Raw genomic sequence first — 11339 nt, 5'->3', positions numbered from 1 at the left:
GGTGAAACCAGATCACTTTTTTGATTGATGACCTGGGCAATACGCTCACCACTGGCAATCGACATGATGACCATGACAAAGACCATACTAAACATCATCAAAGACATTAAGATGTTGGCCGTATAAGTAAACAAAGACATCAATTCACCGGTCGTTAGTGAAGACCCTACGATCATATGTGCACCAAACCAGGAAATCATCAAAATAGCGCCATACATGCTCATCTGCATCAAAGGCATGTTCCAAATCAGGATTTTTTCGGCTTTCATCTGAATGTGGTAAATATCGCCACTTTCTTTATGGAATTTCTTAGTTTCATATTTACTGCGGACATACGCTTTGACAACACGAATACCACTGATATTTTCCTGTACAGAAGCATTTAAGGCATCGTATTTTCTAAACATCTTTTCAAAGACAGGGTGAACGACAAAGCTGACCGCAAATAAGGCAATCCCTAAAAAGATAATGACACCGACAAATACTAAAGAAAGTTCAAAGTTGATAAAGAAACACATACCTAAGGCAGCTACTAACATAAACGGAGCACGTACACAGACACGAATAACCATCTGAAAGGCCATTTGTACATTGGTGACATCAGTCATCATACGTGTGATTAACCCTCCGGTTGAATATTGGTCAATGTTGCTGAAGGCAAATTTTTGAATGTTTTCATATTCCGCTTTACGAAGATTTTTCGCAAAACCACTGCTGGCAATCGCGGCATGTTTTCCACTTTGTGCACCGGCCCACAGTCCGATAAAGGCACAGACAACCATAGTACCGCCGATCTTCCATACGATATCCATATTTCCTTGTTCGATACCTTGATCGACCAGAATCGACATCAAAAAGGGAATCAGGACTTCCATGATAACTTCAATGATGACATAAAGCGGAGACTTGATCGTATTGATCTTGTATTCTTTGATCTGAGCCATCAATGTTTTTAACATATTTACACTTCCTCCTTTTCAATTACGTTATTGGTTACTTTCTCTAAAAGGATAAACAACATCTCTTTCTCATCGGGCTGTAAGCCTTCGATGAGTTTTGCTTCTATGAGTTTGACACTTCGCTGTACAGCTTTTTCCAACTCTAAGGCTTTTTCGGTGGACTCAATGTAATGAACGCGTTTATCGCTTTCACTGATCACACGGCGAATGTATCCCTTTTGTTCCAAGCGGTTCAATATTCCTGTTACCGTTGGATTGGAGATGTGATAAAACTCTTCGATATCTTTCTGGGATACTTTTTCTAACTTTGTCCATCTAAGAAACCGAAGCACCTTTTCTTGTGACATTGTCAAATCAAAATCCTTTAATGTTTCATTCATGTGTTTTTCAATTGATGATTGAATACACTTGAAATAGAAACCGTAACCATATTTTCTTCGGTTCATCCAACGCCTCCTTAAAACATAGCTTGCTATATAAAAATATAGTTTGCTATATAATTATATGTCATTTGACAGGATTGTCAATAGACTTAAAAAAAGTTAAAATAACGCTATGAGAAAAAATGAAATTTATGAAGTTTCGTGCCTGGATGTAACCAACCAGGGCTATGGTGTAGTACGTATTGACGGACAGGTTGTCTTTGTGCCAGGTCTGTTAAAAGAAGAAAAGGCAAGAATCAAAATCGTCAAAGTCTTAAAGAAATATGCGTTTGGAAAGATCGAAGAACTACAGATTGCTTCTAAGGATAGAGTAGAGCCAAAGTGCCCTTATGCGAGCCGTTGTGGCGGCTGTTGTTTTCAACATCTTGCCTATAAAAAACAGTTGGAAATAAAAACAGAGTATGTGCGTCAGCTATTTATAAGAAATCATCTGGATTGCACGATCAAGGATACACTGGGTATGCAAGATCCTTTTTATTATCGAAATAAAGCACAGTTTCCGGTACAAGTGATCAACGATACAGTCCATATGGGGTTTTATCGACCTCATTCCAATTCTATTGTGGATTGCGATTCTTGCGTGATTCAATCAAAAGAAATCAATGAGGTTTATCAGTTTATAAAGGCAAACATGAATGTCAAAAGTGCAAAGACATTACGTCACGTACTGATACGATCCAATGCGCTAGGACAAGTGCAGATCGTTTTTATCGGCAAAGAGAATCATGTGGGTGCTCTGGCCAAGAATATTACAGAAAACTTTAATAATGTGGTATCCATCCTTTTTAATAAAAATGATCGTGAAGATAATGTGATACTGGGGGATTCTTATCGTGTGCTCTATGGTTTAGAATCAATGCGCCAGACATGTATGTCGCAAAAGATACAATTACATTTTAAATCTTTTTTTCAGGTTAATTCGAAACAGATGGAAGTTCTTTACTTGCAGGCTATTCATTTGGCAAACTTGTCCAAGGAAGATCGTGTGATTGATCTATATTCCGGCGTGGGTACGATTGGTTGTGTCATCGCGCCGTATGTCAAGAAAGTAACAGGTGTGGAAATTGTACCGGAAGCCGTGGAAAACGCAAAAAAGAATGCGCAACTCAATCAATTATCCAACATTGATTTTGTATGTGAAGATGCCAGCATCTTTGTGCAAAAATATAAAGAAGAAACAGATGTTGTCTTTGTGGATCCACCAAGAAAAGGATTAAGCGAAGCAGGTATTTGTCATATTACCGGACTGCATCCTAAACGAGTCGTCTATATTTCCTGTAATCCAAATACACTGGTAAGAGATGTAAAGTTATTTGAAAAAAGTGGATATCACTGTACGGTGGTACAGCCGGTGGATATGTTCTGTCATACCAACGGTTTAGAATGTGTTTGTCTATTGGAAAAATAAAAACCAGTCTTGTTTAAAAAGACTGGCTGTATGCGATGGTGAGGTCGCTTCGACTTGAATATACCTGTATTTATCGTATTTTCCATATACTTTGTTCCAAAAATCATGCCACGCTTAGTTTGGTTATATTATCAAATGGCATAAAATCGGCATATACATTTTAGCCGAAATTGACGTAGATAATTGAAATGGCAAGCTTTGTTTCATATTTGTAAATGCTTTAAAGCAATAATGATAAAGAATATATTAAAATCATGAGATAGATTGTTTTACTTATGATACAATGCTTTCGTTGCGCTACACCCTCCTGCACTCTAACGAGAAGGGAGGTGAACTCGTTGCAGGAGATATTACTATCCATTTTAATTTCTGTTATCGCAGGTGTGACTTGCCACCTCATCTGTGAACGGCTCGACAGAAGAGAAAAGTAGTGCAATGAGCCAAAAGCCCAAGGAACTGCCATTCCAAGGGTTTTTTATTCAAGATAAAAAAAGCACCCTCTGCCAAGGGTGTTTTTTTCTCGTTACAGGCTTACTATCCATTTTGCCTACTTGAATTATAGCATGTTTAAACATGGTGTCAAATATATTAAAAGACTTGTTAATCACACTCAATTTCGTCACCGCTATATTTCGCGATTTTGTCACCTCCCTGTATTCTATTTTTGGAGGTGATTTTGTAATGCTTACAAAAGATAAGCAGGCTGCTTTATTTCTGCTAAAAGATAAAGCGAATGGAGTTATCAATGACTTCTACTCGTCCATAGCGCAGCAGACTGGATTTTCCGAACTTGGAGGAAACTTCTTCTATGGTATAACCAGTACGACTTATTCTAATATCTCTTAAAACTTTACCAATTTTCTCTTTGTCTGTCATATGATTACACCTCCATCCTTACAGATACAATATATTATAAATGTTTGCTAAAGGCTAACAACCGTTTTTAAAATAATTAAAAAAAGTGGCTAAACTACGCCACTTATATGCCATTATGCTATAAAAGCCTTTATATAAAACATTGGTGAGGCCGATGCGACTTGAACGCACACGAGCTAAGCTCACTACCCCCTCAAAGTAGCGTGTCTGCCGATTCCACCACGGCCTCATTTGCTTTCTTATTATAGCGAAGAATGATGTCTTTGACAAACAAAATCGGTATGACTTTTACGACAAGAGGCATTTATGGTAAAATAATTCTTGTATATCAAGTGAGGATATGAAAATGAAAAATAAAAAGATGTTACAAAAAGTATTGTATGGTTTATCATTGCTTGCATTAGTTTATACAGGCTATGTATTATTCTATACGTATGATTCGGTTACACAGTATTATACGGCATATGGCTCTTCAGCTCCGGTTTCACAAATCGTTAATAACTTGATCAGCAGTGCCTTTGCTCCTTTTATGTTTGCCATCGTTCTTTATGTATTAGCGGTGATTTTGGGAATGGTCGATTCTTTGACACAAGAATTTGAGATCGTAGCTGAAGATCAACCAGATTCTGTTCCTGAACAAAAAGAGGTAAAGGAAGAAACAAAAGAAGAACCGAAAGAAGAGACAAAAGAGGAAGAAAAGCCTACAGAAACGAAGGAAGATTAAGAAAAGTTCAGATTTTCTGAACTTTTTTAATAGTTTTTTGATTTTTTTTCGTAATAAATAATAGGGTAATCAATTTTAAGGATGTGGAGGAGATAATGTTACGAAAGAAAATTAAAATAACAATTTGGTTGGTTTTCAGTTTTTGTATGCTGATGACACAAAGTTTATCTGTATTGGCACAAAGTCCGGCAATCGTTCATGTAGAAGCGCCAACAGGAGTGCATGTCGATCCTAATGATAAGTGGGCTATCGGTACGACACGACCGACGGCTTCCGGCTATAGTTCCAGTTATTATTCAAAATTAAGTATAAATGGACAAAAAGTGTATTGTCTTCAACCTTTGGCATCGATTGCCAATGGAAATGGAGGCTATACTGCCATGGATTTGGCCAGCTATTTTGGGAATGCTGCTTTGACAAAGAAGTTGGAATGGATTTCCAGTTTGGGTTATGGTTATAAAAACGATACAAGCTTAGAGATGGATTTTGCCACACAGATTCGAATCTGGCAGGAGATTACACCGGGTTTGATCACGCACATTCACCCAGAAATCCAAAGTAAGATTGATTTGATCAATCAGCGCTTACATGTCATGGAAACACCGGTTTCCTTTCAGGGGCAGGATATCACCTTATATGGACATGGAAAAGAGTTTGCCAAGACTCTAACGGATCAAAATCATGTATTTGAAAACTACATTCTAGATCAAAGCTCTTTAAAAATGGAACGAGATGGAAATCAGGTTCGTGTGTGGATGGATGAAGAAGATGGTTTGCAGGGAAGTGCTTCTATGCATTGTTTCTATGTCCCTCAGGGAACCAGTATTGCCTATAAGAACCCTTATGGCTATCAGGAGGTTGGATATATTACCGGTGGTTCTTCGCAGACGCTTCGTTTGCATGCGCATGTGCGATTGGGTAGCATTCAGATCACAAAAGGGGATCAGGAAACCGGTACACGCGCACAGGGAGAAGCTACTTTGGTCGGTGCTCAATATTTGGTAATCGATGATAAAACCGGAAAGCCGATAGGTACACTGACCATTCAGGATGATCTGCAAAGTAATATACTCGATCAGCTTCCTTCGGATCGAACATACTCGATCAAAGAAATCAAAGCACCAAAGGGATATCAGTTGAATACTAAAATCATCACGGCGGATGTAAAGGCACAACAAGATGTTCGACTCTCGGTTGCGGATGCTGTTGTGACCGGAAGATTTCAATTAAAAAAGATTATCACGGATGCGAGTACAACGGAGATCGTAAAACCCGAGGCTAATGCACAGTTTGGTGTTGTGCTTAAGAAGTATGTGGATCAATATGGAAGCATACAGGAGGCTTTGAAGCATAAAGATACATTTACCGATCACGAATGGGATCTGTTGCATACTGATGAAAAAGGAAATGCCACCAGTCGAGAGCTTGCTTATGGAACGTATCTGATTCAACAGTTGACCGGGGCAAAGGAAACGGATATCTTAAAAGGACCATTCACTTTTACAGTGGATGAAAATGAAAAGGAACCGATGGAATATACGATCAATAATCGACCAAGCGATTATTATTTACGACTTGTCAAAAAGGATAAGGATACCAAAAAAGAAATCATATATTCCGGGGCACGATTTCAGATCTTTGATCAAAATTATCAAAAAGTCACCATGAAGATTGGTTCGAAAATCTTCGATACTTTTGAAACAGCTTCCAATTCGACAAAGGAAGAACAAGGTATTTTTGTGGCCAAAGAGGAAAAGGGAAAGATGACGATACCTTTAAAACTAAAGGCGGGAAGATATCGTATTGAAGAAAAGGTTTCTCCTAAAGGCTATCTTTTACTTTCAAAGCCAGTATGGGTCGATATTGGAGAAGATTTTGTTTCTGAAAAGGATTCACAAGAAGATGCTTATGTTGAAGTCATCATTGAAAATGAAAAGCCGACAGCTACGATCGAACTTCAAAAAGAGTTTGAAGAGCCACATCCGGTTGAAACATGTCTACAAGAGGTATTGTTTGTATTGCGTGCAAAAGAGGACATTCTGGATCCATCGGATGGCAGTGTGTTATATCATGCCAATGAAAAGATCAATGTGGGATCAGCCAGAGAGGGAATTTATGCACTAGGAAAAGATCAGGTGCTATGTATCGAAAATCTGCCGATCGGATTGGGCAAAACGGTATATCAGTTAGAGGAAACACAGACAAAGGAAGGATATAAACTGGCTGATAAGCCCATTGATTTTGTGTTTACCGCAAAAGATAACATGACAAAATCTTATAAGGTTTCTAAAACATTAAAGAATAAAAAGCTCACCATTGATACTTCGGTTCAACCGAATGGGCAACAGACAAAGATTTTTAATGGAAATCAGGATTTTATGATTCGCGACACTGTCTTTTTTGAGAATTTGGATGCACAAAAGACATATCGATTAAAAGGTACGATTATTGATAGTACTACGCAAAAGCCGGTGAAAGTCAATGAAAAAGAGCTGATTCATGAAATCAGCTTTGTGCCGGATCAACAAAAGAAATCTGTTGATAATTCTTTCTGGATTGAGAAACAAAGCCTGCCTAAAGGAAAGTATGTAGTATTTGAAGAACTGTATTGTGATAAAGGACATTTGTTGGCCGAACATAAAGATGGAAACGATGAAAACCAAAGCTTTGAAATAGAGCCTTTCTATGAAATAGAAGTGGAAAAGATCGATGCCAAAAGTGAGAAAACCATAACAAATCAAGATTTTGAATTTACCTTGTATGAAGATTCATCCTGTACAAAGCAGGTGCAGGTAGGACAAACGGATCTGAAAAAAGGAATGTCTTTGTTTAAAGAAGTTACAGAAGGTGTATGGTATCTAAAGGAAACAAGAGCACCAAAGGGATATCAGCTGGAAAAGAATGTACAAAAGATCGAAATCAGAAATCACGAGGTTTGGATCGATGGTAAACAGGAGAAAATGGAAAAATCTTGTCTGCATATAAAAGTAAAAAATGAGAAACAGTCTTCTATTCCAACCGGTAAATCGATGCATTTTGTGTATGCGTTATGGTTTTTTCTGTCCGGCTTTTTAGGCTGTATGATCGTATTTCTTCAATGGATGCGAAGAAAAAGATAACGAGAAGTCATAAAGGGTGGTTTGATGCTGCCCTTTTTGAATGTCGCTAACTTGCAATTTTGCATAAAATAACATAAAATTCATTCATGAGTGAGTATGAAGGAAGATCTTTTTTTAAAGATGCTGCTTATAATATAAAAAGAACGATGGAACTAGACCCGGCGGCCCATTCGAAATGGGAGGTTTTCTGGTTGTATCCGCATATCAAAGCAATCGGATTGCATCGAATCGCCCGTTGGCTGTGGGATCATCACCGCACCTTTTTAGCTCGTTTTGTTTCCAATGTTGCCCGTAAATGGACAGGGATCGAGATTCATCCGGGAGCAACGATTGGAAGAGGGCTGATCATTGACCATGGAATGGGTGTTGTTATTGGGGAAACGGCAATTGTCGGAAATGATTGTCATCTTTATCATGGCGTCACCTTGGGAGGGACCGGAAAACAACATAAAAAAAGACATCCAACTTTAAAGGATGGAGTGTATGTTGGTTCCGGAGCCAAATGTCTGGGAAATATCGTTTTAGGCAATCACTGCAAGATCGGTGCCAATGCCGTGGTGCTGATCGATGTACCGGATGGCTGTACGGCTGTGGGAATGCCTGCCAGGATCATTGAAAGGAAGCAAAAGTAATGTGGAAATATCGATGTAAGACGCATTTGTTAGCACTTCTGGCATCGTTTGGGATCGGAGTGCTCTTTGGTCTGATTACATATTTTGTATATGGAGATACCTTGCAGGTGTATCTACAGGAGATTGCTCGTGAGGCGGGTCTATCTTCTGCAGAGTTTGCCGTGGTCCGAGATTTGATGGTCAATCCGGCTTTACAGGCGGGTATGACAGGCATTGTGTTTGCGGGCCTTGTCAATATTGTTTTTTTAGCACAATATGTTGCCAGTAAAAGCAGCTATGCCCCATTGATCTTTATAGTTCTTCTACTGATGGCCTCGGTATATTTGCTTTTGGCAGGAATCGTATTATTGATACCGGCTATTATCGTCTGCATTTATGGCATGGTCAGCTTAAGAAGTTCTTTATCGTTTCAAAGACAACAGCGCAATTTTTCCGATGATGATGAGATCGTGCGAATCTATAAGATTCATCACACATTGGATGAAAACGTCAAAAACGTTGCCTTGGAGTGTAAGAAAAATGTCCGTAAATTTACGGTCGTTTATACATTAGGTGTGATTGCCGCATTATGCGTACTGTTCTTTGTACAAAACTTCGTGGTGCTTGTTTTACTGTTAGTTTTCCTATTTATGTCCTTTAATTATCTGATGCGCTATTTTGCCAATTCTTTAATGCCGATCCGGTTGCTGCTGTATCAGAATTGTGATCCGGAGGCATGTGCCAGCGCCATCATTTATTATTCGACAAATCGCAATGGAAAAGTAAAGCTGAAAAACCGGATCCTATTGGCACAGGCTTTGATTTATATGGACGATCCGCAACTGGCTATGGATGTACTGATCGATTATTCGCGAAGAGATCAGGCAAGCTTGTTACAATATTGGAGCCTGATGGCAACAATCAATTATATGTTAAAAGATGAAGATGCACTAGATCGCTGTAAAGAAGAAGCCGGTAAAGTACGTATGAACTATGGCGTACAGGGGGTCCTGGTACAAAGTGAAGAACTGGCATCTATTCAAAATAAGGTCGATTTGATGAATGGGCAGTTTAATACGTGTAAAAAGTATTATCTGCAGGCTTTGCAGAAGGCAAGACTGCCGTTTCAACAAGTGGATGCGTGTTATTATATCGGCATGATTTCTTTTGTCGAACAAGATTATTCTCTGGCCAGTATGTACTTTGAAAAAGTCATCAGTCTGGGTAATAAAATGGCTTTTGTCCAGAAGGCCAAACACTTTCAGTCTAAGATCGATGCGATGGCTCCATCGCAGGATGCCGACGAGTTTTAGTTGAAAGTTATCAAGGGATTTTGTATAATCACAAGTGTTAAAGCGTTGAACAGGAGTAGTAGTCCATAGAATTCGATGGATAGAGAATCAGACTCATCGGCTGAAAGGTCTGAACAGAGAAGTTGGATGAATTCGCCTGGGAGCAAGAGTAAACCTCTTCCGTTTCATACGGTTATCATGGTAAATAAGTGCGTAAAGACGAAACAGGATGGTACCGCCGTAACTGGCTCCTGTGCTCGTCTTTTTTTGTTTTATAAAGAGAGGATGACGACAATGGAACAAATCGAACAGCTTCAAAAAGAGGCACTGGAAAAGATCCGCGATTGCCAACAAGGTAGTACGCTTAATGAATTGCGTGTGTATTATCTGGGGAAAAAAGGTCCGGTTCAAGGCTTGATGAAGAATATGAAGAGTTTATCTTCGGAAGAAAAGCCGATTTTTGGTCAGAAAGTGAATCAGCTCAAACAAGAGCTTTCACAGGCCATTGAAGAAAAACGGCAGGAACTGGCTCAAAAAGAAATGTTGGCAAAGATTGAAAATGAAAAAATTGATATTACCTTACCAGGTAGAAAACCGCACCTTGCCAATTTACATCCATTAAATCTTGTTACGCAGGAATTGGAAGATCTGTTTATTGGTTTAGGCTATCAGGTGATCGAAGGGGATGATATCGTCAGTGATGAATATTGTTTCGAAAGAGCAAATATTCCTAAGGATCATCCGGCAAGAGATATGCAGGATTCTTTGTATATTGATCCAAACTGGCTGCTTCGTACTCATACAACGGCTATCCAAATGAAGGTGTTGGAAGAAAGTGCACCTTCATTGCCAATTAAGGTTGTATGTCCGGGAAAAGTCTATCGTCGTGATGATGATGATGCGACTCATTCTCATCAGTTTATGCAGATGGAAGGTCTGGTTATCGGCGAGAATGTCACATTGTCCGATTTAAAAGGAACCTTGGAATTTATGGCACGTAAGCTGTTTGGACAAGATCGCGAGATTCGTTTCCGTCCCAGCTTCTTCCCATTTACCGAACCAAGCGTAGAAGTCGATGTATCTTGCCATATTTGTAACGGTAAGGGATGTCCGACATGTAAAGGAACCGGCTGGATCGAAATCTTAGGTGCCGGAGAAGTGCATCCAAATGTTTTGAAGATGGCCGGCTATGATCCGGAAAAATGTTCCGGTTTTGCCTTTGGTGTAGGTATAGAACGTGTTGCCATGTTGAAATATGGTATTGATGATATTCGTCATTTTTATACGAACGATATGCGCTTTATGGATGAATTTAAGCGTTTTGAATAGGGGGAAAGACAATGCGAATTTCTAGAAAATGGCTTTCACAATATATGGATATTTCCGATCTTTCGATTGAAGAAATCGCTCAAAAGATCACCGATGCAGGTTTAGAAGTAGAAGCGGTGGAACATCAATCGCAGGGAACCAATTTGGTGATTGGGGAAGTGTTGGAGTGTACCGATCATCCGGACAGTGATCACTTGCATTGTACAAAAGTCAATGTCGGCAATGAAGTTTTAAATATAGTCTGTGGAGCACCTAATGTGGCTGCCGGACAAAAAGTCATCGTTGCCTTACCGGGCGCTAAGTTGCCGGGTGGTGAAATCAAAAAAGGTGTGATTCGTGGTCAGGAGAGTAACGGAATGATCTGTTCCTTACTGGAACTGGGTGTGGATCCGCATCTTTTGACCGAAGAACAAAAAGCAGGTATTGAAATTTTAGATGCCAAGGCACCTGTGGGTAATACTGATCCTTTACAGTATTTGGGATGGGATGATGAGATCCTGGAAATCGGATTAACGCCCAATCGTAACGATTGCCTGGCCAGCTTTAATATGGCTGTGGAAGCCGGTGCCATCTTACAT

General features: G+C 39.4%; 10 protein-coding genes and 1 tRNA gene. 7 read left to right on the top strand and 4 right to left on the bottom strand.

Going from position 1 to position 11339, the window contains the following annotated elements:
• Positions 1 to 959 (bottom strand): ABC transporter permease (locus U0M88_RS03955; protein WP_331868978.1); only part of this gene is annotated, 959 nt, incomplete at its 3' end.
• A gap of 2 nt (positions 960 to 961) precedes the next feature.
• Positions 962 to 1405: a MarR family winged helix-turn-helix transcriptional regulator gene (locus tag U0M88_RS03950; RefSeq protein WP_331868977.1), complete on the bottom strand. Its 444-nt coding sequence runs from the start codon at positions 1403 to 1405 to the stop codon at positions 962 to 964.
• A gap of 109 nt (positions 1406 to 1514) precedes the next feature.
• Here U0M88_RS03950 and rlmD point away from each other — a divergent pair, with 109 nt between their 5' ends.
• Positions 1515 to 2810, top strand: coding sequence for a 23S rRNA (uracil(1939)-C(5))-methyltransferase RlmD (gene rlmD, locus U0M88_RS03945; protein ID WP_331868976.1), 1296 nt, complete (start codon positions 1515 to 1517; stop codon positions 2808 to 2810).
• Positions 2811 to 3527: 717 nt separating this feature from the next.
• Here the strand turns inward: rlmD and U0M88_RS03940 are convergent.
• Positions 3528 to 3686, bottom strand: a complete 159-nt coding sequence (locus tag U0M88_RS03940; protein ID WP_181965652.1) for a hypothetical protein — start codon at positions 3684 to 3686, stop codon at positions 3528 to 3530.
• A gap of 143 nt (positions 3687 to 3829) precedes the next feature.
• Positions 3830 to 3915, bottom strand: a tRNA-Leu gene (locus tag U0M88_RS03935).
• 117 nt (positions 3916 to 4032) lie between these two features.
• On the opposite strand from U0M88_RS03935, the gene U0M88_RS03930 reads away from it, so the two are divergent.
• From U0M88_RS03930 to ytpR, 6 genes are all read left to right on the top strand, one after another.
• The gene (locus tag U0M88_RS03930) at positions 4033 to 4410 is read left to right on the top strand and encodes a hypothetical protein (RefSeq protein ID WP_331868975.1); all 378 of its coding nucleotides are present in this window, start codon (positions 4033 to 4035) and stop codon (positions 4408 to 4410) included.
• A 95-nt stretch (positions 4411 to 4505) separates the two neighbouring features.
• Positions 4506 to 7529: a SpaA isopeptide-forming pilin-related protein gene (locus U0M88_RS03925; RefSeq protein WP_331868974.1), complete on the top strand. Its 3024-nt coding sequence runs from the start codon at positions 4506 to 4508 to the stop codon at positions 7527 to 7529.
• Between the two features lie 86 nt (positions 7530 to 7615).
• Positions 7616 to 8161 carry a serine O-acetyltransferase EpsC gene (gene epsC / locus U0M88_RS03920; protein WP_022790434.1) on the top strand — a complete coding sequence of 182 codons (546 nt, stop codon included), beginning with the start codon at positions 7616 to 7618 and terminating at the stop codon, positions 8159 to 8161.
• Positions 8161 to 9453, top strand: coding sequence for a hypothetical protein (locus U0M88_RS03915; protein WP_168966707.1), 1293 nt, complete (start codon positions 8161 to 8163; stop codon positions 9451 to 9453). The genes epsC and U0M88_RS03915 overlap by 1 nt, the downstream gene beginning before the upstream one ends.
• Before the next feature lie 273 nt (positions 9454 to 9726).
• Positions 9727 to 10761: a phenylalanine--tRNA ligase subunit alpha gene (gene pheS, locus U0M88_RS03910; RefSeq protein WP_331868979.1), complete on the top strand. Its 1035-nt coding sequence runs from the start codon at positions 9727 to 9729 to the stop codon at positions 10759 to 10761.
• A gap of 11 nt (positions 10762 to 10772) precedes the next feature.
• The coding region (gene ytpR / locus U0M88_RS03905; RefSeq protein WP_442902232.1) for a YtpR family tRNA-binding protein at positions 10773 to 11339 on the top strand (567 nt) is incomplete at its 3' end.

This window comes from Faecalicoccus sp. (genome assembly GCF_036552745.1).
GTDB lineage: Bacteria > Bacillota_I > Bacilli_A > Erysipelotrichales > Erysipelotrichaceae > Faecalicoccus.
Note: the sequence above shows the minus strand (reverse complement) of the source record. Positions and strands in the feature narration are given on the sequence as shown.

Excerpts from the sequence above, each read along its gene's own strand:
- U0M88_RS03950 (WP_331868977.1), bottom strand. The coding sequence starts at position 1,405 with ATGAACCGAAGAAAATATGGTTACGGTTTCTATTTCAAGTGTATTCAA.
- rlmD (WP_331868976.1), top strand. The coding sequence starts at position 1,515 with ATGAGAAAAAATGAAATTTATGAAGTTTCGTGCCTGGATGTAACCAAC.
- U0M88_RS03940 (WP_181965652.1), bottom strand. The coding sequence starts at position 3,686 with ATGACAGACAAAGAGAAAATTGGTAAAGTTTTAAGAGATATTAGAATA.
- U0M88_RS03930 (WP_331868975.1), top strand. The coding sequence starts at position 4,033 with ATGAAAAATAAAAAGATGTTACAAAAAGTATTGTATGGTTTATCATTG.
- U0M88_RS03925 (WP_331868974.1), top strand. The coding sequence starts at position 4,506 with ATGTTACGAAAGAAAATTAAAATAACAATTTGGTTGGTTTTCAGTTTT.
- epsC (WP_022790434.1), top strand. The coding sequence starts at position 7,616 with ATGAGTGAGTATGAAGGAAGATCTTTTTTTAAAGATGCTGCTTATAAT.
- U0M88_RS03915 (WP_168966707.1), top strand. The coding sequence starts at position 8,161 with ATGTGGAAATATCGATGTAAGACGCATTTGTTAGCACTTCTGGCATCG.
- pheS (WP_331868979.1), top strand. The coding sequence starts at position 9,727 with ATGGAACAAATCGAACAGCTTCAAAAAGAGGCACTGGAAAAGATCCGC.